Source organism: Streptomyces sp. NPDC017936, from assembly GCF_044328485.1.
In the GTDB taxonomy this organism is placed as follows: Bacteria; Actinomycetota; Actinomycetes; order Streptomycetales; family Streptomycetaceae; genus Streptomyces.
In genome coordinates, this window is record NZ_JBIRHK010000003.1 from 384540 (window position 1) to 407798 (window position 23259).

Here is a 23259-nt window from a genome sequence, read left to right on the forward strand (position 1 = left end):
ATTCAGGCCTCTGTGGCTCCTGATTTACCAGGAATTCACAGGGGCCTGAATCCGTGAGGTCCCCGAAATCTTTACAAGGGATTTTCCGGACCCTCCGGCTGCTACGACATTTTTGACCGGCAACCCTCCCAGAGCAGGTTCCTCCGTGATAAGCACCGCTATTCGGGTCGCCCGGGTGGGCAGCGCGGCCGAGCTGGCCGCGGCGGTCCTCATGACGCTGGGGTATCCCGGCCTCATGCTGGCCGCGCTCGTTCCCAGCGTCCCCGCCTTCGCCGCCGCGGCCGCCGTGACGTACCTGGCGGACCTCTACCTCCACCGCAAGGGCAGCTACCTCATCACCCTCCTGGGCAAGGTGAGGGCCGGTCTGTCGATGCGCTTCCTGGTCCGGGAGCTGCTGCTGGTCCTGCTGCTGGCCAGACTGGGCCTGTCCGAGGAGCCGGTCTTCTACGCGGCGATCGCCTGCTTCACGATCTTCTTCGGTCTGCAGGCCCCGCACGGCGCGCTGGTCACCCTGATCGGCAACCGCCGCCAGATGCCGGTCGTCACCCGCAACGTCGACCTGGTCTCCCGGCTGAGCATCCCGGACGCCCCGCCGCGCCGCCTGATGAGCGGCGCCGGCGTGAAGATGGTCCACCTGGACCTGGCGGCCGTGGCCGGACTGCTCGTCTACGCCCTCACCGACGAGGAGCTCGCCGGTTTCGTGGGCGTCGGCGCCACCCTGGGCCTGGGCGCGCTCTACGTCCTCGCGCTGGCGCCGTACCTGCGGGCCAAGCGGATCCCGCCGAAGGCGGACAAGGTGCTGAAGGCCGTCAGCACCTGGCTGCGCGAGTACCGGCCGGAGACGGTGCTGTACTTCTCCGGCTCCCCGGACTCCGCCTACCAGCTCAACATGTGGCTGGAGACGATGGAGCAGCTGGACTCCCGTCCGCTGATCATCCTGCGCGAGCGCTTCATCCTGGAGAAGATGGCGCCCACGACGGTTCCCGTCATCTGCGTGCCCGGGGGGGTGCACCTGATGAACATGGACCTGTCCATGGTGCGGGTCACGCTGTACGCCGCGAACGTCGGCAAGAACATCCACATGCTGCGCGTCCCCACGATGAAGCACGTCTTCATCGGCCACGGCGACAGCGACAAGCTGGCCAGCGTCAACCCGTTCAGCAAGGTGTACGACGAGGTGTGGACCGCCGGCCGCGCGGGCCGCGACCGCTACGCCATCGCCGACGTCGGCATCCGCGACGAGGACATCGTCGAGGTCGGCCGTCCGCAGCTCGCGCCGATCGAGCCGTGGCGGGGCGCGCCGGAGGGCCGGATCCCGACGGTCCTGTACGCGCCCACCTGGGAGGGCTGGGACGACAACCCGGGCAACACCTCCCTCCTGCTGGCCGGCGAGAACATCGTGAGGAAGCTGGTCGCGGCCGAGCCCCCGGTCCGCGTCCTGTACAAGCCGCACCCCTTCACCGGCACCCGCAGCAAGAAGGCCGGCGCCGCCCACCACCGCATCACCGCGCTGATCAAGAAGGCCGCGGCCGAGCGCGCCGCCGACCCGCGCTTCACCGCGGACCCGGCCGCCGAGGCCCGGGCCAAGACCGAGCTGACCCGCCTCAAGGCCCGCCTGGACGAGCTGTCGCTCTCCTTCGACGAGAAGGCCGACGAGGCCGTGACCAGCCGCGACGGCCTGGTCGACATGCGCAAGCACGAGGAGGCCGCCCGGCTGCGCGCCGAGTGGAACGACGCCTACTGGCGCTCCTTCCCCTCCTTCCAGCACCGCGTCGTCACCGGCGGCGAACCGCGCCTGTACGACTGCTTCAACGCCTCCGAGGCGATGGTCTCCGACATCTCCAGCGTCGTCTCCGACTTCATCGCCAGCGGCAAGCCGTACGCGGTCACGGACTCGGCCGAGCTGGGCGCGGAGGAGTTCAAGCGGCAGAACACCGCCGTGCGCGCGGCCGTGATCCTCACCAACGGCGCGGCCGAGCTGGACCAGCTGCTGGACGCGGTCCGCGACCCGGCCGCCGACCCGCTGGCCGAGGACCGCAAGAAGCTCAAGGAGTACCTGCTCGGCCCCGACGAGCCGACCTCGATCGAGCGGTTCAACACGGCCGTGACCGACCTCGCGCTCAAGGCGGAGGCGCGCAACGTCGGCCAGGAGTCCCGGGCCGCCGCCGCGGCCGGCGGGGCGGAACTGACGGGCGGGGGCGCCCACGGCGTGACGACGGTCTGAGACCGCCCCCCGCACGACCCCTGCGGCTCGGCTCCCGGAGTGATCCCGGGAGCCGAGCCGTTTCCGTCTCCTGTGACGCGGGACACATCAGGGAACGGGTGAGGGAGACAACCCCTTTCCGTCACCGCCCGTCTACCGTGGCGTCAGACCCTTGACGATGAGGGAATCGTGCGTTACGAGGGGGAGAAGTGACCCTTGCGGAGCCCGATGTCAGCGTGATCATCGGCGCCTACGAAGCGATGCCGTACCTGGTCGAGTGCCTGGCCTCGGTCGAGGCCCAGTCGCTGGACCCGGCGCGCATCGAGGTGATCGCGGTGGACGACGGCTCCCGGGACGGCACCGGGGACTGCCTGGAGGAGTTCGCCGCACGCGCTCCCATGGCGGTCACGGTCGTCCACCAGGAGAACTCCGGCGGCCCCAGCGGCCCGCGCAACGTCGGCCTGTCCCGGGCCACCGGCCGCTACGTCTTCTTCCTCGACGCCGACGACCGGCTCGGCCCCGAGGCCCTGGAACGCATGGTCGCCATGGCCGACCGCAACGGCACCGACGTGGTCCTGGGCCGTGTCGAGGGCATCAACCGCAAGCCGCCCCGGTCGATGTGGGGCAAGACGCTCGACCGCACGGACGTCTTCTCCTCCAACATCAAGTTCACGCTCAGCGCGCAGAAGCTGTTCCGCCGCGCGATGCTGGAGAAGCACGGGATGCGCTTCGACGAGTCCCTGTGGACCGGCGAGGACGCGCTGTTCACGATGGAGGCCTACCTGCGGGCCGACGGCGTCTCCGTGCTGGCCGACTACACCTGCTACTACCTGGTGGGCCGCACGGACGGCAAGCACGTGACGAAGAGCGGGAGTTACACCCTGCGCTTCGACTCCGCGCGCGCCCTGATGGAACTGCTCGCGCGGATGCTCCCGCCCGGTGCCAAGCGGGACGTGCTCATGGTCCGTCCCTTCCTGGTCACGGTCCTGCCGCAGTTCGGACCGGTGTTCCTGCGCAACGACGAGGAGATCCGGCGCACCAAGCTGGAGCTGGCCGGACCGCTGATGGACGCCTACTGGAACGAGGGCGTCGCCCACCGCCTCAAAGTCCACGAACGGCTGCGCCTGCACCTGGTGGCCCAGCGGCGCCCCGACCTCCTCACGGACGTGCTCGAGTTCATCGCGGCCAAGAAGGAGCCGGCCCCGGTCCTGGAGAAGCGCGGTACCCGGCTCTACCTCGCCTACCCCCACTTCCGCTCCCGGACGGCCGGGATACCGGACCGCGTCTACCTGGCCGAACCCCGCGAGGCGAAGGCCTACCCCGGCTGGCGGCAGGGCTCCGCCGAGTCCTTACTGCGGCGGGCGGCACGCAAGGTACGGCGGCTGCTGTCCCAGCGCCGGACGACGCCGAGGAGCGCCACGGCGGCGTGACGCGGGCGGCCCGGGGGCGCCGCGGCCGGGATCCCGGCGGGCCGGGCGGGGGGCCCGGCCCGTGGAGCTACTTCTGGGGCTTGAGCGCCCGCTTCAGCGGGCCCCCCACCACCCGGCGCGCCCGGCGGTAGATCGAGGGCGCGGGGAACGCGGCCTTCGCGGCCGCCTTCGCGGCGGCCTTGGAGCGGGTCAGCTCCCGCTTCAACTGCGTGTTCTGGGTGTCCAGTTCGGTGATGCGCTGCTGCAGCCAGCCGAACCGGCCGGCCAAGGAGTCCAGGTCGACGTCCGTCCACGGGCGCACGCCCGCCGGGAAGGCCAGCGACCGCAGCTTCTTCTCGAAGGCCTCGCCGCCGTCGCCGTGCGTGAAGGTGTTCTCCAGGCCGTTCTTGTCCAGGAACGCCGTGAAGCGCTCGAAGCGCTCCTTGTGGTTGCGGGTCAGCGGGCCGAAGTCCGCCTCCTCGTACAGGTCGGCCGGGTCGAGGTCCGCGGGCACCTCGCTCAGCAGCCGGTGCGGTATCTCGAAGTAGCGGCACAGCTCCAGCGTGCGCGAGTCGAAGGCCAGCACCGTCGCGGGCGTGCCCGCCAGCAGCGCCGCGATGTTGCCGTGGATGCGCGAGCCGAAGGAGTAGTCGAAGCCACGCAGGTCGTCGATCCAGGTGACCGGGTCCACGTACACCCGGACCTTGTCCTCCCGGTACATCGGGTGGTCGGGGTGGGTCGGCATCTCGGTGATCCTGCCGGCCGGGGAGTCGACGTCCCGCCAGTGCAGCTGCTTGGCGTCGGTGAGGTTCTGGCCGACGTACAGCAGGTTCGGGTACCGCTCGTGGGCCCGGGTGATGATCCTGTGCAGGCCGCCGCCGCGCACCGCGGTGTGCGAACCGTTGACCGCCACGCGCGAGTCCGCGGTCAGCGCCGACGCCCGCTTCTCGACCGGGAGCCGGTCGCCGTGCAGGAACATCGACGGGCAGCCGATGACCTCGACGTCCCGGAAACCCATGTCGTTGAGGTACTTCTCGGTGAACTCGCCGCGCACGCCGATGGACGGGCTGCGCTCCAGCACCGCCGCGCAGAAGGCCCGCACGCTGGGCTCCATGGCCTTCAGCCGCGCCGGGTCGTAGGTGACGCCGGTCTGCGCGCCGACCCCGAGCACCACGACCGGGATCTTCAGCTTGCCTATCAGCCGGGTCAGCCGCTGGAGCGCGGGCTCGAACGAGGGCCGGAAGGCGTTGGCGAGCGGCACGACGAAGGCGTCGTACTCGTCGTTGATCCGCGAAGCCGCCCCGACGTCGGTCTTCATGCCGTTGGAGAAGACCTCGGCACGCGGCGTGGTGAGGATCTTGTGGGCGGCGTCGCTGAAGATCAGATTGCCGGAATTGGTGGCGATCACGTCGCGGTGGAGGGCTTCCTCGACGGGAAGAACGTCGAAGGGGCTCTTCCCCGACCTGAGGAGTATGCGCTTCACAGTGCGAACCTTAGGTGACACAAACGGCAAAATAAATTTTGGGAGTCTTCAAGTTCCACAGGGAACCGGTACAACCTTTTTGCCGTACGCAAAGCGTGAGCAAATGAATGCGCTACGTGCTTGTCCGGCAGGTGAAACCCGGGAGCGGCCGTGGCCCCGTTCGCGTAGATTGCCTGGCGGCGAGCCGTGATCTACCCGAGGGGACGAGGCGCAAGGTGGCAGGGGCAAGGCAGGCGGTACGCGAGGCCCGCAGGGTCGTCGTCAAGGTGGGCTCCTCGTCGCTGACCACCGCCGCGGGCGGGCTGGACGCCGACCGTGTCGACGCGCTCGTCGACGTCCTCGCCAAGAGCCGCAGCGGGGGAGAGAGGGAGATCGTCCTCGTCTCCTCCGGCGCCATCGCGGCCGGCCTCGCCCCGCTGGGCCTGCGCCGCCGCCCCAAGGACCTCGCCCGCCAGCAGGCCGCCGCCAGCGTCGGCCAGGGTCTGCTCGTGGCCCGGTACACCGCCTCCTTCGCCCGCTACGGCGTCCGCGTCGGACAGGTCCTCCTGACCTCCGACGACATGAGCCGCCGCGCCCACCACCGCAACGCCTCCCGCACCCTCGACAAGCTGCTGGCGATGGGCGCGTTCCCGGTCGTCAACGAGAACGACACCGTCGCCACCGACGAGATCCGCTTCGGCGACAACGACCGGCTCGCCGCCCTCGTCGCCCACCTCGTCCACGCCGACCTGCTCGTGCTGCTGTCCGACGTGGACGGCGTGTACGACGGCGACCCCGGCAGGCCGGGGACCGCGCGGATCGCCGAGGTGCGCGGACCGGAGGACCTCGCGCACGTCGAGATGGGCAGCGCGGGCAGGGCCGGCGTCGGCACCGGCGGCATGGTCACCAAGGTCGAGGCCGCCCGGATCGCGGCCGCCGCCGGCATCCCCGTGGTCCTCACCAGCGCCGTCCACGCGGCCGACGCCCTCTCCGGCGGGGACACCGGCACCTACTTCCACCCCACCGGCAGGCGCTCCGCCGACCGGCTGCTGTGGCTCCAGCACGCGTCCACCCCGCAGGGCTCGCTCACCCTGGACGACGGCGCGGTACGGGCGGTCGTCGAGCGCCGCACGTCGCTGCTGCCGGCCGGCATCGCCGGCGTCGAGGGCGAGTTCAGCGCGGGCGACCCCGTCGAACTGCGCGACGGCCGCGGGCGCGCGGTGGCCCGGGGGCTCGTCAACTTCGACGCCAGGGAGATCCCCCGGCTGATCGGGCGGTCCACCCGCGAACTGGCGCGGGAGCTGGGCGCCGAGTACGAGCGGGAGGTCGTCCACCGGGACGACCTGGTGATCCTGCACCCGTAGAACGGACGGCCGGGCCCCGCGGCGCGTGCTCGAACGCCGTACCGGTGGGGGACGTTCCGTGAAACCGCCCCGCGGAGCCGCGCGGCCTGCTCCACTTTGTCTCTGGGACCCGTTCCGCGGGACACGTTCCGCACGAGCGCTGCGTAAAGGAGGCCGTCGTGAGACGAGTGCGCCCTGGGGTGGCAGCGCCCCGTGGGAGTACCGCCGGGGCCGGCAGGGCCCCGGCTCCCTCCGACGGCAAGGCGCCCTCGCGTGCGCCGGGCGAGGAGCGTGCCCTCACGAGCGTGGCGGCCGGCGACCGGTACCGGCCGGCGCAGGGCGAGGGCCCGGAACGCGCCCGGCCCGAGGAACTGCCCCGCCTGTGGCACGTCACGCTCAGCGTGTCCGGCGAGGAGGCCCCGCTGAGGGAGGTGCGGCGCGCCCTCGAGCAACTGGCCCACGACCACCCCTTCCTCCTGACCAGCCGCTACGCGGTCGACCACGCGGAGATCCGCTACTGGGAGGAGGCCCGCGACCTGCACGACGCGGCCGCGGTCGCCCTGCGCCTGTGGGGCGAGCACCGCCAGACCGCGGGACTGCCGCCGTGGGAGATCGTCGGCCTGGAGGTCATCGACCGCCAGACCTACCACCAGCGCATAGCCGAGGGCTACGGGCCGGCCCCGGCGACCCCCGTCGGAGTGCACCCCTTCTGACCCGGGCTCGCTCCGGCGACCGGGTTCGCTCCGGCGACCGGGCGCGCTCCGGCCTCGCACGAGCCCCTGGCCGATCCACGGCTCGGCTCCGGGTGGCCCCGGAGCCGGCCCCGGACCCGACTGCCGGGGTGGTCCCGCCCCGGTCCCCGGCCCCGGTTCCGGGGCCGACTGCCGGGGCGCCGCCCGGACCCGCCCCCTGGACCCGGTCGCCGGGCCCACGCCGGTGCGACCCCGGTTCGTCCCGGGTTCGACCGTGCCCGGGCAGCCGCCCGGAGGGCGTCCCGCGCGTGTCTCGGGGTGTGGAACGAACGGTGGACGCGCCCACGCCGAGCACTACCCTTCCCGTATGACCACGCTCTCGCCGTACGACGCCCTCTCCCCGGTCACCCAGGCCGCCTACCGCGCCAAGGCGGCCGCCGCCGACCTCGCGCCGCTGCCCCGGGCCACCAAGGACGACGCGCTGCTCGCCATCGCGGACGCGCTGGAGGTCCGTACGAGCGAGATCGTCGAGGCCAACGCCGAGGACATCGCCAAGGCGCGCGAGGCCGGCACCAGCGAGGCCGTCGTCGACCGTCTGACGCTCACCCCGGAGCGGGTGCGGGCCATCGCCTCCGACGTGCGGGACGTCGTGGCGCTGCCCGACCCGGTCGGCGAGGTCGTGCGCGGCTCCACCCTCCCCAACGGCATCGACCTGCGGCAGGTCCGCGTCCCGCTCGGCGTCGTCGGCATCATCTACGAGGCCCGGCCGAACGTCACCGTGGACGCGGCGGCGCTCTGCCTGAAGTCCGGCAACGCGGTGCTGCTGCGCGGCTCGGCCTCCGCCTACGCGTCGAACACCGCCCTCGTCCGGGTGATCCGTGACGCCGTCGGCGGCGCCGGGCTGCCCGCCGACGCGGTCCAGCTCGTGCCGGGCGAGAGCCGGGACAGCGTGCGCGAGCTGATGCGCGCCCGTGGCCTGGTCGACGTCCTGATCCCGCGCGGCGGCGCCTCGCTCATCCGGACGGTCGTCTCCGAGTCCACCGTCCCGGTGATCGAGACCGGCACCGGCAACTGCCACGTCTACGTCGACGCCCAGGCCGACATCGACACGGCGATCGAGATCCTGATCAACTCCAAGGCCCAGCGGGTCAGCGTCTGCAACGCCGCCGAGACCCTGCTGGTCCACCAGGACATCGCCGCCGCGTTCCTGCCGCGCGCCCTCGACGCCCTCGCCGACGCCGGGGTCACCGTCCACGCCGACGAGCGGGTGCTGGCCCACGCCGAGAAGTCCCGGGTGACCGTCGTCGAGGCCACGCCCGAGGACTGGGAGACGGAGTACCTGTCGTACGACATCGCGGCGGCGGTCGTGGACTCCCTCGACAAGGCCGTGGAGCACATCCGGCTGTGGACCTCCGGCCACACCGAGGCCATCGTGACGACCTCGCAGCAGGCCGCCCGCCGCTTCACCCAGTTGGTCGACTCCACCACGGTCGCCGTCAACGCCTCCACCCGCTTCACGGACGGCGGCCAGTTCGGCTTCGGCGCGGAGATCGGCATCTCCACCCAGAAGCTGCACGCCCGGGGCCCCATGGGCCTGCCGGAGCTGACCAGCACCAAGTACATCGTCACCGGCGACGGCCACGTACGGCGCTGAGGGCGCACGGCTGACGGCCGACACGGTGCGGGGCGTCTCACCAGGCGGATGAATTTCCGTACCGTCTGCCCAAATTGACCCCCCAGGTCTACTCTGGATCCGTGCCGGAGGACGTGGGGGGCACGCCGTTCCCGGACGGCTGGGAGCCCGACGACGACCACGACCGCGGAGTGTCGGACGAAGAGTTCGCCTCCGTGGTCTTCGACGAGGCCTTCGTGCAGGCGGCCGTGGTGCACGAGCCGTCCGCCGTCGAACGCCTCCTGGCCGCAGCGCGGGCGAGAGCCGAGGCCTCCGAGGCCGAAGCCCGCCGTGCCCGTGCCCGCGGCGACCGCTACGACGACCTGTACGGCCCCGACGGACCCGGCGATCTCGGTCGCCATCCGGACGACGACGACCTCGACGACCTGGACGACCCCGAGGCCTGGGACCGCCGCCACGGCCCGTTCGGGGCGCACGGCAAGCAGCTCCGCTGGCACCGCCCCGTCGCCTGGATGCTCGCCCTCGTCATGGGCGTCGGCATGGTCGCGCTGGCCTTCGCCGCGGTCTACCGGGGCGCCTCGTCCGGCAGCCGGGACCGGGTGCCGACGCCCGCCTCGACCGGACTCGAACAGGGGAGCGGACTCCCTCCGTCCGCATCCGCCGACCACTCCCGGCCACCCGTCCCGGCGGTCCCGCGCACCCCCTGAGCGCGAGCCCGCCCCGCGGCCGGCGGGACGGCCGGGAAGCGGTGGGGGACGGCCGCGGAGAATACCTGGGAGAAGGCCGGGAAGACGGTCCGGGAGAGCGGTTCCCGACGCGTGAGAACCTGTCAGAACTTGTCGCGCGGCAGGGCGTTTACCCGAGCTCCGCGCGACCTACTCTGAAAGTATGGGCGGGCCCGGAGACCCACCGGAGGGGACACCCGAGGGAGCTCCCGGTGGTGGAGAGGACGAGTACCGATCCGTCGTCTTCGACGAATCGTTCGTCCGCGCTGCGCGCCTCCAGGAGTACTCGGCCGCGGAGCGCATCACCGACCACGCGCCGGCCGTCCGACGCCGTCCGCCCCTGCACCGGGGCCTGTCCCGGCAGGCACTCGTCCTGTTCGTGCTGATCGCCCTCGCCTTCGGCACCGCGGTCTACATGGGCGTCCGCCACCCCTACCAGAACCCGGCCGCCCGCCGGGCGGTGGAACCCCTGCGGATGACCGTCATCCCGCTCGCCCCGCAGGGCGCCGTGCCCGGCAGGGCCGACCCCGAGTACCTGTACGCCCACAGCCCCGCCGCGCAGTACCGCATCGGCGCCGAGGGCATCCCGCTGCCCGCCTCCCGGCGCACCGCGCACTTCTCCGACAGCCAGGTCGTCACCGCCCTGACCACCGCCAAGGACTACATCGTGCGCTCCTCCCTCTACCCGGAGGTGCTCAACGGGCAGCAGGTGCGGCCGGTGCGGGTGCTGATCGACTCCGACCAGCTCGACCAGTTCGACGAGAGCTTCACCCACCCGGCGGCGGACGGGCGGCACGCGCCGACCGGCTGGCTGGTCCGCTTCGACCCCTCCCGGGCCGAGTTGGCCGACCACAGGGTCCGCGTCCAGGGCACGCTCCAGGCCGCCGAGGCGGACTCCTCCACCCTGGAGGTCACCGCCGACCACACCTTCGTGTACGCGCTGCGGCCGGCCGGAGCCGACGCCGGGGCGTCGGCCTCCCTGTTCACCGTCCGCCGGGAGCTGCAGTTCCGCTTCGACCGCGACGACCTGCGGCTGCGCCAGACCCAGCTGACCGTCTCCTACGTCCAGGCCGGCCCGCTGTCCTGCGCCGAGGACTCCACGAACCATCTGCGGCCCCTGCTCGCCGGCCAGATCGCCAAGGCGGGCGGCCCGGCCGGCACGGACCCGTACGCCACCGGCGGCTGGACGGCACTGTGCGGGTCGCTGGCGGGGAGCGCGCAGCCGAAGGTCTGAGGGGACCGGCACGGGCGGCACCGGGAGGAACCGGACATCACCGGTCGACCCGGCGCCGCGCGGACGGGTACTGCTCGGCCCGGCGCCGTGCGGACGGGTACTGCTCGGCCCAGCGCTGTGCGGACGGGTGCTGCTCGGCCCGGCGCCGCCCGGTGCGGGCCGGTCGGCTCGGCGGCCCGGTCCCGGTGCGCGGTTCCCGCCGGGAACCGCGTGAACGCCCGGACCACCCGGACCGCCCGGTGCGCGTCCGGGCGGTCCTGTGTCGTTCGGCCGCGTGCGGTTCCGTCCGGCCGGGTCAGTCGTCGTCGCGCGGCGGCGCGTCCGCCGGGCGGTCCTGCGGCGGCGCGGAGGTGAAGCCGTCGAAGCCCCGGCGGACCCGGCCGCCCAGGTTGCCGGCGCCGCCCGCTATGTCGCTGACCAGCTTCATCAGCGGGTCCTTGGAGTTCTTGACGTGGTCGGCGTAGTGCGACGCCGACTCGCGGAAGGAGTCGCCGACCGAGGTGTCCTTGTCCTCGGCGCGCCGCGGGTAGTGGCCGTCCATGATCCGCTGGTGGTCCCGGGACTCCGACCACTTCTTCAGCTCGGCCGCGCGCACGGTGGTGAAGGGGTGGGAGCGGGGCAGCACGTTGAGGATCTTCAGCACGGAGTCGCGCAGGTCGCCGCCGGCCTCGTACTCCTCGGCCTGCTGGAGGAACGCGTCCACGTTCATCTCGTGCAGGTGGTTGCCGCCCGCGATCTTCATCAGGCCGCGCATCGAGGCCCTGAGGTCCTGGCCGACGAGCAGACCGGCCCGGTCCGCGGACAGCTCCGACTTGCGGAACCACTCGCGCAGGGCCGTCACGATCGCCATGACCGCGAGGTTGCCCAGCGGGATCCAGGCGACCCTGAGGGCGAGGTTGGTCAGGAACAGCAGGACGGTCCGGTACACGGCGTGGCCGGAGAGGGCGTGGCCCACCTCGTGGCCGATGACCGCCCGCATCTCCTCCTCGTCGAGCAGTTCGACCAGGCCCGTGGTCACGACGATGATCGGCTCGTCCAGGCCGATGCACATCGCGTTGGGCTGCGGGTCCTGGTTGACGTACATCGGCGGGACCTTCTCCAGGTCCAGGATGTAGCAGGCGTCCCGCAGCATGTCGTTCAGGTGGGCGAACTGCTGGTCCGAGACGCGGACCGAGTCGGACAGGAACAGCAGTCTCAGACTCCGCTCGGGCAGCAGCCCGCTGAGCGCCTTGAAGACGGTGTCGAAGCCGCTCAGCTTGCGCAGCGCGACCAGCGCGGAACGGTCGGCCGGGTGCTCGTACGCACGCGAGGAGATCCCCGGGAAACGCTTGCGCTGCCTGCTCGGCACCTTCTCGTGCCCCGTCTGCTCGTGGCCGTCGTCGGACATGTCTTCCCCCATGTGCGTGTGTGTGGCCCTCGTGTGTCTGGCCCTTCGCGGACCCTCGTGCAGCCCTTCGCGCCCCCGAAGCGGGACACAGCCTAGGCGGAGTTACGGTGGACGGGCACCACACCGAATGGAGTCCCGCACCATGGAGCACAACCCCGCAGCGGCCTGGCTCGCGCAGACCGCCGACGCGGCCCAGCAGCAAGGGGCGGGAAACCTGCTCCGGATCGTCCTGATCGTGATGCTCCTGGGCTGCGCACTGACCGCCTGGTTCCTGCTGCGGGGCTACAAGCGGAAGGACGACTGAGCGCACGGGAAGGTTCCCCGGCCGCCGCCGGCCGCCCGGCGGGACCCAACCGCCCTCCCCCAACGGTGGAGTCGGCGTGAGGGGCGCGGAGGCGCACGCTTACGATGGGCCGACGTCTTTATCCCGCCCACACCGGATAGGTCCTGCCGAAGATGAGCTTCCACAGCGCCGCAGCCCAGTTGGTCACCCTCGCCGCCGAGGGCGAGGAGCACGGTGGCAACCACGAGAGCCTGAGCCCCCTGGTGACCGGTGGCGGCGCCTTCCTGATCCTGCTGCTCCTGCTGTGGGTCACCACCCGCTTCAACCGCGACCGCTGAGGCACGCCATGGTCATACCGGGGCACTCCGGGCATCCGCCGACCGGTGCCCTCAGGCGGGGCCGGTAGGGTCTGCACGCATGGGAGAGCAGGACATGCCTACCGGCCCGTCGAACCCGGGCAAGCGCCGCCTCGGCGTCATGGGCGGGACGTTCGATCCGATCCACCACGGACACCTCGTGGCGGCCAGTGAGGTCGCCGCGCAGTTCCACCTGGACGAGGTCGTGTTCGTCCCGACCGGCGAACCCTGGCAGAAGAGCCACCGCCGGGTCTCCCCGGCCGAGGACCGCTACCTGATGACGGTCATCGCGACCGCCGAGAACCCGCAGTTCTCGGTCAGCCGCATCGACATCGACCGCGGCGGCCCCACCTACACCGTGGACACCCTGCGCGACCTGCGCGCCCTCAACCCCGACACCGACCTGTTCTTCATCACCGGTGCCGACGCCCTCGCCCAGATCCTCACCTGGCGCGACAGCGAGGAGCTGTTCTCCCTGGCGCACTTCATCGGGGTCACCCGCCCGGGACACCACCTCAACGACCCCGGGCTCCCCGAGGGCGGCGTCTCCCTCGTCGAGGTCCCCGCCCTGGCCATCTCCTCCACGGACTGCCGCGCGAGGGTCGCCAAGGGCGACCCCATCTGGTATCTGGTGCCGGACGGAGTCGTGCGCTACATCGACAAGCGCGAGCTGTACCGCGGCGAGTGAGCCGAGAGGGGTACCGGTGAACGACCGATACGACGCGGGCTACGGGAACGACCCGTACGAACTCGTCGGCTACGACGAATACGGGCAGCCGGTGTACCGGCAGGTCCCGCCCCAGCAGGTCCCGCAGCAGCCCTACGACCCGTACGGGCAGCAGCAGACCTACGGCTACGACCCGTACGCCACGGCCGGACAGCAGCAGACGCCCGCCTACGACCCGTACGACACCGGCCGGCAGGCCCCGGTGCAGGACCCGTACGACACCGGCCGGCAGGCCCCGGTGCAGGAGCCCTACGGCACCGGCGGCTACGCCCGGCAGGGCGGCGCCGGGACCGCGGCCCCGTACGACCCGTACGGGCAGACCGCCGTCGGCGGGCAGCAGCCCCGCGTCGCCGAGCAGACCGCCCACATCCCGCAGCAGGCCGGACCGGCCGAGGGCGCGGCGGCGAGCCCGGCGGCGGACCGGGACGCCTCCGGCGAGCCCGAACGGGACTACCGCACCGAGCAGTTCGCCTTCGTCGAGGAGCCCGACGCGGACTCCGAGGACGTCATCGACTGGCTGAACTTCACCGAGAACCGCACCGAGCGCCGCGAGGAGGCCAAGCGCCGGGCCCGCAGCCGGCTCGTCGCCCTGGCCGTGGTCCTCGTCCTGGCCGCGATCGCCGGCACGGGCTACCTCTGGTACGCCGGAAAGCTCCCGGGCCGGTCCTCGTCGGACTCCGAGGCGACCGGCACCACGACCGCCGGCGCCGCCCAGAAGCGCGACGTGATCGTGGTCCACCTGCACGACACCGCTCAGGGCGGCACCTCCACGGTGCTGCTCGTCGACAACACCACCACCCGGCAGGGCACCAGCGTCCTGCTGCCCAACTCCCTCGTCGTCACCACCGACGACGGCACCACGACCACTCTCGCCAAGTCCGTCGACGAGGACGGCTCGGCCGGCACCCGTGAGGCGCTCGACACCGTCCTCGGCACCGACATCGAGGGCACCTGGCGGCTGGACACCCCCTACCTCCAGAACCTCGTCGACCTCGTCGGCAACATCGAGGTCGACACCGACACCGCCGTCCCCGACCCGGACGCCAAGAAGAAGGGCCAGGCCCCTCTCGTCAGCAAGGGCGAGAACCAGACCCTCAGCGGGAAGATGGCCGTCGCCTACGCCACCCACCGCGCCGAGGGCGAGGCCCAGAACGCCCAGCTGGAGCGGTTCGGCCAGGTCATGCAGGCCGTGCTGCGCAAGGTGTCCTCCGACGCGCAGGGCGCCACGGTCACCGTCCAGACCCTGGCCCAGATCCTCGACCCCTCCCTCACCGACAAGGACCTCGGCGCCTTCCTCGCCGGGCTCGCCGACCTCGCCAAGGGCGGCGACTACAAGACCGCCCTGCTGCCCGTCCAGGCCGACGGCACGCTCAGCGCCGAGGCCGGCGCGAGCGTGGTCAAGGACATCCTCGGCGGCACCGCGAAGAGCCCCGACAAGGACGCCGCCGTCAGCGTCTCCGTCCAGAACGCCGGCGGGACCGAGGCCGACACCGAGGACGCGCGCGTGGTGCTCCTCAACGGCGGCTTCACCTTCCTGGAGGGCGGCACGTCGTCCGGCACGCAGTCCGCGTCCGAGGTGCTCTACGCGGACGCCGCCGACAAGGAGAACGCCACCGAGGTCGCCAAGACCCTGGGCCTGCCCACCGACGCCGTGAAGAAGGGGACGGTCGCCGCCAACGCGGACGTCGCCGTCGTCCTGGGCCGGGACTACGAGCCCTCGGCCTCCTAGCGGCCCCGCCTTAAGGCGGTCATGGCGGGTGATCCCCTCAGCACCTCGGGTGCCGTCGGCGGTCCGTGAGACCCTTGAGGTCAAACGACCGCCGACGGAAAGCCACGCAGTGACCGCCACCGACCGTTCCCTCGAGCTCATCACCACCGCCGCGCAGGCGGCCGCCGACAAGCTCGCGCACGACATCATCGCCTACGACGTCAGCGACGTGCTGTCGATCACGGACGCCTTCCTGCTGGCGTCCGCCCCCAACGACCGCCAGGTCAAGTCGATCGTCGACGAGATCGAGGAGCGCCTGCTGAAGGAGCTCGGCGCCAAGCCGGTGCGCCGCGAGGGCGACCGCGAGGCCCGCTGGGTCCTCCTCGACTACGTCGACATCGTGGTGCACGTCCAGCACAGCGAGGAGCGCGTCTTCTACGCGCTGGAACGCCTGTGGAAGGACTGCCCCGAGCTCGACCTTCCCGAGGACGCCAAGGCCACCCGCGGCAAGGCCGCGGAGCACGCCAAGCTGCAGGCCGAGGGGGACACCGCCGGCTTCGGGGACCTGCGGTGAGCGCGCCGTCGCAGGCCGCCGCCGGTCGCACACCGGGCCGCGGCCGCCGGGTCATCCTCTGGAGACACGGCCAGACCTCCTGGAACGTGGAGCGCCGCTTCCAGGGCACCACGGACGTCGAGCTGACCGAGACCGGCGTGGCCCAGGCCCGCCGCGCCGCCCGGCTTCTCACCTCCCTCAAGCCCGACGCGATCGTCGCCTCGGACCTGTCCCGGGCCGCGAGCACGGCCGCCGAGCTCGCCGCGCTCACCGGCCTCGAGGTCGCCCACGACGAGGGGCTGCGCGAGACCTACGCGGGCGTCTGGCAGGGGCTGACGCACGAGGAGATCGTCGCCCGGTACGGCGAGGAGTACGCCGCGTGGAAGCGCGGCGAGCCGGTCCGCCGCGGCGGCGGCGAGCTGGAGACCGAGGTCGCCGACCGGGCCGCCCCCGTCGTCCTGCGGCACGCCGAGAAGCTCCCGGAGGACGGCACGCTCGTCGTCGTCAGCCACGGCGGCACCATCCGCACCACCATCGGCCGCCTCCTCGGTCTGGAGGCGCACCACTGGGAGAGCCTCGGCGGCCTCTCCAACTGCTGCTGGTCCGTCCTCGGCGAAGGCGCCCGCGGCTGGCGCCTGCTCGAGCACAACGCCGGCACCCTGCCCGAGCCGGTCCTGGGCGACGACGACTGAGCGCCGAGCGGGCGCACCGGACGCCGGCCGGACGCCCGGGGGCGCCCGGCAGACGGTCCGGCGACGGGGCCGGGACCCGGATTTCACTTTCCGGCAGGTCGCAGGCTAAAGTTCTTCTTGTTCGCCCCGCCGAGCGGGGCGAAACACCATGCGGCTCCGCCGCGTGGGAGCAAGGGGCTATAGCTCAGTTGGTAGAGCGCCTGCATGGCATGCAGGAGGTCAGGAGTTCAATTCTCCTTAGCTCCACTGATCGCCACTCCGTTGAGTGGTCGAAGATCGGTTCGAGAAGATCCCGTCCCCCAGGGGGCGGGATCTCTCATTTCCGGCGCAGCAGCTCCGCGCGACGCGCCGTCTCCTCGTCGTCGGGTGTGTAGACGACGATCCGGCACTCCGGCATGCCGTCGATCGACAACGACATCGACGACATCCGCAGCTCGCCCACCGCCGCGTGCCGGAAGACCTTCACGCGGCGGCCCGGCTCCGCCACGTCACCGGACGCCCACAGCCGCGCGAAGAGCGGGCTGGCCGCGGACAGCCGGCGTATGAAGTCCTCCCACACCGGCTCCCCGGCGTGCAGCCCGTAGGCCGCCCGCAGGGTCGCCACCATCACCGGCAGCTCCGTCTCCCGGTACAGCAGCGGGCACTCCTCCTCGTCCGCCGTGAACAGCGTCCACAGCGCGTTGGCCGACGCCCGTGAGGAGGCCTTCGACGGGGTCATGAACAGGTACCGGTAGACGGGGTTGGCGGCGAGGATGTCGTAGCGCGAGTTGTAGACCACCGCCGGACGCGGCGCGAGCGCGTCGATGATGCCCTGGATCTCCGGCCCCACGCTCTGCACCAGCGCCTCCGGCTGGGGCGTGCACGGCACCTCGGCCAGGTGGTAGAGGTGCTCCCGCTCCGGCGGATCGAGCCGCAGCGTGCGCGCCACGGCGTCCAGGACCTGCGCCGAGGCGTTGATCGGCCGGCCCTGCTCCAGCCACGTGTACCAGGTGACGCCCACGCCCGAGAGCTGGGCGACCTCCTCGCGCCGCAGCCCGGGAGTGCGCCGCCGCAGCCCCGGCGGCATCCCAACGTCGGCCGGTGTCACCCGCGCCCGCCTGCTGCGCAGGAAGGCCGCCAGCTCCGTCCGGCGCCGCTGGACCGTCGCCGCCCGCCCCGTGCCCGCCCGACTCCTCGTCCCCATCGTCACGTCCCCCATGGTCGATCCCCCGCCCGGCCCCTGCCAGGTGCTGTCAGTACCAGCATCGACGGGCTCTCGGCACCCGTACCGGAGTCCCGCCACGCTCGACGGCATGACGACGACCCCCCGGACGGGCCCGGATCCCGTAGCTGTTCCCTCTCCGCCCGCTCCCGCCGCCGGTGAGGCCCCCGGCGCCGACAACCGGTCCCGGCTGCTGCTCCCGGTCGTGCTCGCCGCCCAGTTCATGGCACTGCTCGACGTCTTCATCGTGAACGTCGCGGCCCCCACGATCGGTTCCGACCTGCACGCCTCCGGCGCCGACCTCCAACTGGTCGTCGCCGGCTACGCCATCACGTACTCCGTGCTGCTGATCACCGGCGCGCGGCTCGGCGACCGGTTCGGCCACGGCCGCGTCCACCTCGTGGGACTCGCCCTCTTCACCACCGCCTCGCTCGCCTGCGGGCTGGCGCGGGGCGGCACCGAGCTGATCGTCTTCCGGCTGGTGCAGGGCGCCGGGTCGGCGGTGATGATCCCCCAGGTCCTCAGCCTGATCCAGCGCACCTTCACGGGTGAGGCCCGGGCGCGGGCGCTCAGCGCCTACTCGGCCGTCCTCGCCGTCGGCGCGGCGGCCGGACAGGTGCTCGGCGGCGTCCTGGTCAGCGCCGACCTGCTGGGCAGCGGCTGGCGGCCGGTCTTCCTGGTCAACGTGCCCGTGGGCCTCGCCCTGCTGGTCGTGGGCCGGCGCGTGCTGCCCCGCGGCGGCGCGACGGAGCGCGAGAAGGCGCGCGGCCTGGACGTCCCCGGCCTGGTGCTGCTCGCGGCCGCCGTGTCCCTCGTCACGGTCCCGCTCGTGCTCGGGCAGGAGGCGGACTGGCCGCTGTGGTCCTGGTTCTCGCTGGCGGCCGGCACGCTCCTGTTCGCCCTGTTCTGCGGCTACGAGTCCCGTCTCGCCCGGCGCGGCGGCGCACCGCTGATCGCGCCGCGCGTCCTGCGCCACCCCGGCATGGGGCTCGCCGTCCTGCGCGTCATGGCCGTCATGGCGGTCAACGGAGGCTTCCTCTTCGTGCTCACCCTGCACGTCCAGGGAGGCCTCGGCTACAGCGCGCTGCGCGCCGGGCTCACCTTCGCCCCGACCGCGATCGTGTTCGGCGCGGTCGGGCTGACCTGGCGCACCTGGCCCGCCGCCTGGCAGCGGGCGCTGGTCCCGGCCGGGTTCGCGCTCACCGCCCTGTCCGTGGCCGCGGTGGGCCTGGCCTTCGAGGGCGGCGGCCACGGCGGGGCCTGGCTGTACGGGGCGTACGCGGGCGTGGGCGCCGGGCTCGCGCTGGCCTTCAGCCCGACGCTCACCCGCGCCCTGGCCGCCGTGCGCACCGAGGACGCGGCGGACGCCAGCGGGCTGCTCGCCACGGTCACCCAGATCGGTCAGCTGCTCGGCGTCGCGGTCTTCGGCACACTGTTCTTCCACCGGCTTGAGTCACTGGGGGCCCCGCAGGCGTATACCTCTGCGGAAGCGCTTCTCACATGCATGTTCGCGCTCGCTGCGACAGCCGCGACGGGTGCCGTGTCCGGACTGGTACTGAGGCGTCGCTGACCGTATCGGCCCGGCCGTGGCAGAATCAAACGGCCGGAAGGGGGCGCGACCCGACGGGAGGGAGTAGCGATGCCTGCGAGCATCCTCGGCGAGGTCGGTCACCTCTCCGAAGCAGCGTTGAGGCGGGGAACGGCCACCCGGCTCAGCTGCCCTTCCTGCGGTTCCGCCTTCGTCGCCCAGGTCCTCGGGGACAACGGCGGGATCTCCTACGTGTGCACGGCCTGCGGCCACAGCTGGAGCTGATCGATGGGTGCACACAGGCGGAAGTGCGACTGGTGCGGCAGCGGCACCCCGATCGTGCGCGACATGGAGCCGGTCAACCCCGACTACCAGTACTGGTGCGAGGAATGCGCGCGGGCGCTGATCATAAAGGGCGACCCCATCGAGACGTACCGGGAGCTGGAGGGCGAGCCGATCTACGGCCGGCTCCTGGAGGAGCACTGCACGCTCAAACGGTTCTACTCCTTCGTGACGGCCTGACCTGACTTTCCGCGGCAAAGCGGACAGAACGGAAACGATTTGGTGGTCCACCCCCAGGACCGTGTAATGTTGGCGTCGCCGCCGGGGAAACCCGGAGGAAAAGGCCGACAAGCGGCTTCACCGCTTGGCCGCGAGGGGCTATAGCTCAGTTGGTAGAGCGCCTGCATGGCATGCAGGAGGTCAGGAGTTCAATTCTCCTTAGCTCCACAGCAGATCCCGCCGGATCGGAATGATCCGGCGGGATTTTTCGTGTGTCCGTACGCGGTCGTACGCCCGTACCCGGTCGCAGGGCCGTGAGCGCGCCGGAGGACCGGGGACGCGCAGGGGGGCCGCCCCGCTCCGGGCGGCCCCGTCGTCGTGCCGGCTCAGCGGCCCAGGGCGCGGCGGCCGCGGCCCTGGGAGAGGACCGGGAGGTTGCGGGAGGGCGCCTGCGCGCGCGTGTCCTCCTCGATGCGCAGCGCCAGCGCCGGGCAGCGGCGCACCGCGCGCAGCGCCTTCGCCTCCGCGTAGCGCGGCACCTTCGCCTGTGCGACGGTCGGGAAACCGTCGGCGCCGAGCTGGAACACCTCCGGGAGGATGTCGGCGCACAGGCCGTGACCGCGGCACAGCGTCCAGTCGACGAAGATCTTCTGACGGCTGTCCCCGGTGTCCGCGGACTCTCCGCCGCCCGGGATGCCCGCCGGGGCCCTGCCGCCCTCGAAGAGCGGCAGGACGCCTTCCACGGGCCGGCCGCAGCCGTTGCCGAGGACGTGTGCCGCCAGGTCGTCCGTGAACGCCTTGACGGTCGACTCCAGGAACATCGCGGAGCCGTCGGGGTGCGAGCAGGCGCCACGCCGCTTGACGTTCTTGGCGACCTGCTTGAGCGCCTCCAGGGCGGCCGGTCCGCCGCCGTTGAGGATGTCCTCCATGCCGCGCGCCGCGGCCGGCAGACCGAGGTAGCAGGGGCCGCACTGGCCGGCGCTCTCCTCCGCGAGCCACTGGGCCACGCGCAGCGACTCGCCGAGCGGGCAGGTCTCCTGGCTGATCGGCAGGATCGCGCCGGCGCCGAGCGAACCGCCCACCGCGTCCAGGGAGTTGCGCGAGACGATCGCCTCGTTGACCGTCGCCGCGTCGATCCACTTGCCGTGGTAGCCGCCGGTCAGCACGCCCTGCGGGACCGGCGGGGCGCCGGCCAGCTGGAGGACGTAGCGCAGCGGGACGCCCGTGGGCACCTCGATCACCATCGGACGGGCGACCGCGCCGGAGACCGTCAGCATGACGGTGCCCGGCTCGTCGTACAGGCCGGTGTTGCCGTAGCGCTCCGGGCCGATGCGGGCGGCGATGGCCAGCTGGGCGAAGGTCTCGGCGTTGGACAGCAGGGTCGGCGCGCCGCCGACGCCGCTCTGGGAGGCGCTGGTCTTGCGGCCGGGCGGGATCGCCGGGCCGCCGTCGATGGAACGGATCAGCGAGGCGGCGGCGCCGGTGACCATGCGGACCGGGTTGCGCTGGACGAACGCCTTCAGCGCCGAGCGGCGGCCGTTGCTCAGACCGCGTTCGGCCAGGGCGGCCTCCATGGAGCGCTGGGTCGATTCGCGGGTGACCCCCACCACGAGCGTGCGGGCCCCCAGCGCCTCCGCCACCAGGAGCGCGCCGTCCAGGATGAGATGCGGGGCACGGTTGATCATCACCGTGTCCTTGCGGCAGGCCGGCTCGTCCTCGCTGCCGTTGACGACGACGACCGGCCGTACGCCGCGCTTGATCGCCGCGTCGGCGACCGAGCGCAGCTTCTTGTGGAAGGGGAAGCCCGCGCCGCCGCGGCCCTTGAGGTTGATGCGCTCGGAGAGCTGGGCGAGCTTCTCCCCGCCCATGGGTTCGAGCGGCCCGTGCACCTTCAGGTGCATGGGCAGGTCCAGTCTCTCGACAAGGTCGAAGCCCGACGTGAGCTGCGGAAGACCGACCACGCGGACTTCTGGGACGTCGGGCAGGGCCTCGTTCACCTATAGCCTCCGGAAGGCGTGTTCCAAGGTTCGCCCGAACCCGGGGCGTCGAAGGACGCTCCGGGCGATGGTTCGGCGGGACCGCTGTTGTACGTGTCGTTCGAGTTGTACGTGCCGTACTGCCCGTTCGTCTCACCGGTGTCGTACACATCACCTCCGGCGTACGGCACGGTGCCCGTGCTGCCGTAGGCCGGGATGGTGAATCCGGTGTCCTGGAGGGGGTCGTAGACCGACTGGGGCGCCTCGCCGACCGGCGGCGGGGACGGGATCGGCCAGCTGCCCGACGTGCTGCCGCCGCCGTCGACCCGGGGCATCGCCTCCGTGGCCTGCACGTCGAACGGCAGGTCCATGCGCGCGGTCTGGCCGGCGGCGAACGACTGCTGCCCGGGCGGGGGCGTGGAGACGGCGCGGTAGGCGGCCGCGAAGCCGTTCGCGGACTCCGGGGCGGCGGGGGCGTCGTAGCGGGAGGACGCCGACGGGCCCGTCCGCGGGGAGCCCGCCGGGCCGGCCGGGGACGTCCGGGACGGACGGCTCCCGTAGCCGGGCAGCGAGGACGAGGCCTCCGCCACGCGCGCGCGTGACGCCTCCAGGCCCTCCGCGGCGGAGCGGTCCGGGTTGCCCAGCAGCGCGGCGATGCGGTCGGCGACCTTGCGCTTGACCGGGCGCGGGGCGGCGCGCAGGGCGAGGGCCGCGATGACACCGGCCAGGCACAGCTCGTAGGACACCACGAAGAACGGCTTCGCGGCACGCCCCGCGAAGAGGCCGTGGATCAGCGCCGCGCACAGCGCCGGGTAGGCCAGCATGTGCATGGCGCGCCAGCGCGCCGCGACCGGCGCCGGGGACGCGAACTGGTTGCGCAGCGCGCCGGTGATGCCCACGAAGATCATGAGCAGGCCGGCCAGGGAGCCGAGGCCGATGAGTCCGGCGCTGCCGCTGACACCCAGGCTGAAGGGGATCAGGGCGGCGATCAGGACGGTGTGCTCCAGCGCCAGCTTGATGGTGACGTGCACCAGGAGGAACGCGATCGAGCCGACGGCGGTCACCCGGTGGACGCCCTGCGCGATGATCCGCTGACGCGTGTTGAGGATGAGCCGGTCCTGGGCGACGAGGCCCCAGATGACCGAGCAGGTCAGGCAGACCAGGGACAGGACGCCCGCACCGAAGTTGAGGAACGCCTGGAGCTGGTCGCCTCCGAACAGCACGACGATGGGTATGAGCAGCAGAACGACAGCCGACGCCACCCCGTAGGCCGAGCGGCCGGGCCTGGGGAGCGAGCTGTTGCTGAGAAGAGGGTTCATGGGGGCAACTCCGAGCAGTTTCGGGAAGGCGGTCCCGCTGCCGAACTCTAAGTGGCTCTCTACCGGCGGGTACGAGGTTTGAGTTATTGCGTTGTTATCAAAGGACGAGAGGGATGATGCGATGTCCCTTTAGTGGCTGTTACGCGAAGTAATCCTTGACTCACATTCAAGATGGGCTCGGTTCTGGTCGTGCCGGTGCCGGACGGCACCGCGTCGACCAGGCATACGGAAGCGCGTCGCGGCGTGCTCAAGGGCTGCGGTACCCTGAGGCCATGCGTGCCGTACGCCTTCTGCTTGGCGGGCCGCGCTGATCAGTCCCGACCGCCG

General features: G+C 72.1%; 21 protein-coding genes and 2 tRNA genes. 18 read left to right on the forward strand and 5 right to left on the reverse strand.

Annotated features, from left to right (window positions below; genetic code table 11):
• The first annotated feature begins 145 nt into the window (after positions 1-145).
• Entirely contained in the window at positions 146-2224 is a 2079-nt protein-coding gene (locus ACH4F6_RS08275; protein WP_397959101.1) for a hypothetical protein, read from the forward strand.
• A gap of 188 nt (positions 2225-2412) precedes the next feature.
• On the forward strand, positions 2413-3633 hold the full coding sequence (locus ACH4F6_RS08280; RefSeq protein ID WP_397959102.1) for a glycosyltransferase family 2 protein: 1221 nt from the start codon (positions 2413-2415) through the stop codon (positions 3631-3633).
• A gap of 67 nt (positions 3634-3700) precedes the next feature.
• On the opposite strand, the gene ACH4F6_RS08285 is transcribed toward ACH4F6_RS08280, so the two are convergent.
• Positions 3701-5095 carry a polysaccharide pyruvyl transferase family protein gene (locus tag ACH4F6_RS08285; protein WP_397959103.1) on the reverse strand — a complete coding sequence of 465 codons (1395 nt, stop codon included), beginning with the start codon at positions 5093-5095 and terminating at the stop codon, positions 3701-3703.
• A gap of 215 nt (positions 5096-5310) precedes the next feature.
• On the opposite strand from ACH4F6_RS08285, the gene proB reads away from it, so the two are divergent.
• The 5 genes from proB (at position 5311) to ACH4F6_RS08310 (ending at position 10701) form a co-directional block, all read left to right on the forward strand.
• Positions 5311-6438, forward strand: a complete 1128-nt coding sequence (gene proB / locus ACH4F6_RS08290; RefSeq protein WP_397959104.1) for a glutamate 5-kinase — start codon at positions 5311-5313, stop codon at positions 6436-6438.
• A 158-nt stretch (positions 6439-6596) separates the two neighbouring features.
• Positions 6597-7130, forward strand: a complete 534-nt coding sequence (locus ACH4F6_RS08295) for a hypothetical protein (RefSeq protein ID WP_397959105.1) — start codon at positions 6597-6599, stop codon at positions 7128-7130.
• 346 nt (positions 7131-7476) lie between these two features.
• The gene (locus ACH4F6_RS08300; protein ID WP_397959106.1) at positions 7477-8763 is read left to right on the forward strand and encodes a glutamate-5-semialdehyde dehydrogenase; all 1287 of its coding nucleotides are present in this window, start codon (positions 7477-7479) and stop codon (positions 8761-8763) included.
• Positions 8764-8837: 74 nt separating this feature from the next.
• Positions 8838-9449 (forward strand): hypothetical protein, encoded by a 612-nt coding sequence (locus tag ACH4F6_RS08305; RefSeq protein ID WP_397959107.1) that lies wholly within the window; start codon positions 8838-8840, stop codon positions 9447-9449.
• A 181-nt stretch (positions 9450-9630) separates the two neighbouring features.
• Positions 9631-10701, forward strand: a complete 1071-nt coding sequence (locus ACH4F6_RS08310; RefSeq protein ID WP_397959108.1) for a hypothetical protein — start codon at positions 9631-9633, stop codon at positions 10699-10701.
• A gap of 295 nt (positions 10702-10996) precedes the next feature.
• Here the strand turns inward: ACH4F6_RS08310 and ACH4F6_RS08315 are convergent, their stop codons facing one another.
• The gene (locus ACH4F6_RS08315; RefSeq protein WP_397959334.1) at positions 10997-12088 is read right to left on the reverse strand and encodes a M48 family metallopeptidase; all 1092 of its coding nucleotides are present in this window, start codon (positions 12086-12088) and stop codon (positions 10997-10999) included.
• A gap of 142 nt (positions 12089-12230) precedes the next feature.
• Here ACH4F6_RS08315 and ACH4F6_RS08320 point away from each other — a divergent pair, with 142 nt between their 5' ends.
• From ACH4F6_RS08320 to ACH4F6_RS08350, 7 genes are all read left to right on the forward strand, one after another.
• Positions 12231-12392: a hypothetical protein gene (locus tag ACH4F6_RS08320; protein WP_397959109.1), complete on the forward strand. Its 162-nt coding sequence runs from the start codon at positions 12231-12233 to the stop codon at positions 12390-12392.
• A 152-nt stretch (positions 12393-12544) separates the two neighbouring features.
• On the forward strand, positions 12545-12709 hold the full coding sequence (locus ACH4F6_RS08325; RefSeq protein ID WP_397959110.1) for a hypothetical protein: 165 nt from the start codon (positions 12545-12547) through the stop codon (positions 12707-12709).
• Positions 12710-12788: 79 nt separating this feature from the next.
• Positions 12789-13415 carry a nicotinate-nucleotide adenylyltransferase gene (gene nadD, locus ACH4F6_RS08330; RefSeq protein ID WP_365454147.1) on the forward strand — a complete coding sequence of 209 codons (627 nt, stop codon included), beginning with the start codon at positions 12789-12791 and terminating at the stop codon, positions 13413-13415.
• Positions 13416-13431: 16 nt separating this feature from the next.
• A complete protein-coding gene (locus ACH4F6_RS08335) occupies positions 13432-15183 on the forward strand; it encodes an LCP family protein (protein WP_397959111.1) in 1752 nt (583 codons plus the stop codon).
• Positions 15184-15292: 109 nt separating this feature from the next.
• Complete coding sequence (gene rsfS, locus ACH4F6_RS08340; RefSeq protein ID WP_397959112.1) at positions 15293-15736, forward strand: ribosome silencing factor; 444 nt, start codon at positions 15293-15295, stop codon at positions 15734-15736.
• Entirely contained in the window at positions 15733-16407 is a 675-nt protein-coding gene (locus ACH4F6_RS08345) for a histidine phosphatase family protein (protein WP_397959113.1), read from the forward strand. Before rsfS ends, ACH4F6_RS08345 begins: the two co-directional genes overlap by 4 nt.
• Positions 16408-16580: 173 nt before the next feature.
• A tRNA-Ala gene (locus ACH4F6_RS08350) sits at positions 16581-16653 on the forward strand.
• A gap of 70 nt (positions 16654-16723) precedes the next feature.
• On the opposite strand, the gene ACH4F6_RS08355 is transcribed toward ACH4F6_RS08350, so the two are convergent.
• The gene (locus ACH4F6_RS08355; RefSeq protein WP_397959114.1) at positions 16724-17605 is read right to left on the reverse strand and encodes a helix-turn-helix transcriptional regulator; all 882 of its coding nucleotides are present in this window, start codon (positions 17603-17605) and stop codon (positions 16724-16726) included.
• 208 nt (positions 17606-17813) lie between these two features.
• Between ACH4F6_RS08355 and ACH4F6_RS08360 the strand changes: the two genes are divergently transcribed.
• The 4 genes from ACH4F6_RS08360 (at position 17814) to ACH4F6_RS08375 (ending at position 19865) form a co-directional block, all read left to right on the forward strand.
• Positions 17814-19178: an MFS transporter gene (locus ACH4F6_RS08360; RefSeq protein ID WP_397959335.1), complete on the forward strand. Its 1365-nt coding sequence runs from the start codon at positions 17814-17816 to the stop codon at positions 19176-19178.
• 69 nt (positions 19179-19247) lie between these two features.
• Positions 19248-19421, forward strand: a complete 174-nt coding sequence (locus ACH4F6_RS08365) for a hypothetical protein (RefSeq protein WP_397959115.1) — start codon at positions 19248-19250, stop codon at positions 19419-19421.
• Between the two features lie 3 nt (positions 19422-19424).
• The gene (locus ACH4F6_RS08370) at positions 19425-19658 is read left to right on the forward strand and encodes a hypothetical protein (RefSeq protein ID WP_003976229.1); all 234 of its coding nucleotides are present in this window, start codon (positions 19425-19427) and stop codon (positions 19656-19658) included.
• Positions 19659-19792: 134 nt separating this feature from the next.
• Positions 19793-19865 (forward strand) — tRNA-Ala (locus ACH4F6_RS08375).
• A 158-nt stretch (positions 19866-20023) separates the two neighbouring features.
• Here the strand turns inward: ACH4F6_RS08375 and ACH4F6_RS08380 are convergent.
• Both ACH4F6_RS08380 and ACH4F6_RS08385 read right to left on the reverse strand, forming a co-directional pair.
• Entirely contained in the window at positions 20024-21634 is a 1611-nt protein-coding gene (locus tag ACH4F6_RS08380; protein ID WP_397959116.1) for an NADH-ubiquinone oxidoreductase-F iron-sulfur binding region domain-containing protein, read from the reverse strand.
• Positions 21631-22932 carry a cytochrome b/b6 domain-containing protein gene (locus tag ACH4F6_RS08385; protein ID WP_397959117.1) on the reverse strand — a complete coding sequence of 434 codons (1302 nt, stop codon included), beginning with the start codon at positions 22930-22932 and terminating at the stop codon, positions 21631-21633. Before ACH4F6_RS08385 ends, ACH4F6_RS08380 begins: the two co-directional genes overlap by 4 nt.
• Positions 22933-23259 lie beyond the last annotated feature (327 nt).

What these genes read in the sequence shown, in the direction of transcription:
- ACH4F6_RS08300 (WP_397959106.1), top strand. Translation starts at nt 7,477, where the DNA reads ATGACCACGCTCTCGCCGTACGACGCCCTCTCCCCGGTCACCCAGGCC.
- ACH4F6_RS08310 (WP_397959108.1), top strand. Translation starts at nt 9,631, where the DNA reads ATGGGCGGGCCCGGAGACCCACCGGAGGGGACACCCGAGGGAGCTCCC.
- ACH4F6_RS08315 (WP_397959334.1), bottom strand. Translation starts at nt 12,088, where the DNA reads ATGTCCGACGACGGCCACGAGCAGACGGGGCACGAGAAGGTGCCGAGC.
- ACH4F6_RS08320 (WP_397959109.1), top strand. Translation starts at nt 12,231, where the DNA reads ATGGAGCACAACCCCGCAGCGGCCTGGCTCGCGCAGACCGCCGACGCG.
- ACH4F6_RS08325 (WP_397959110.1), top strand. Translation starts at nt 12,545, where the DNA reads ATGAGCTTCCACAGCGCCGCAGCCCAGTTGGTCACCCTCGCCGCCGAG.
- nadD (WP_365454147.1), top strand. Translation starts at nt 12,789, where the DNA reads ATGGGAGAGCAGGACATGCCTACCGGCCCGTCGAACCCGGGCAAGCGC.
- ACH4F6_RS08355 (WP_397959114.1), bottom strand. Translation starts at nt 17,605, where the DNA reads ATGGGGGACGTGACGATGGGGACGAGGAGTCGGGCGGGCACGGGGCGG.
- ACH4F6_RS08365 (WP_397959115.1), top strand. Translation starts at nt 19,248, where the DNA reads ATGCCTGCGAGCATCCTCGGCGAGGTCGGTCACCTCTCCGAAGCAGCG.
- ACH4F6_RS08370 (WP_003976229.1), top strand. Translation starts at nt 19,425, where the DNA reads ATGGGTGCACACAGGCGGAAGTGCGACTGGTGCGGCAGCGGCACCCCG.
- ACH4F6_RS08385 (WP_397959117.1), bottom strand. Translation starts at nt 22,932, where the DNA reads ATGAACCCTCTTCTCAGCAACAGCTCGCTCCCCAGGCCCGGCCGCTCG.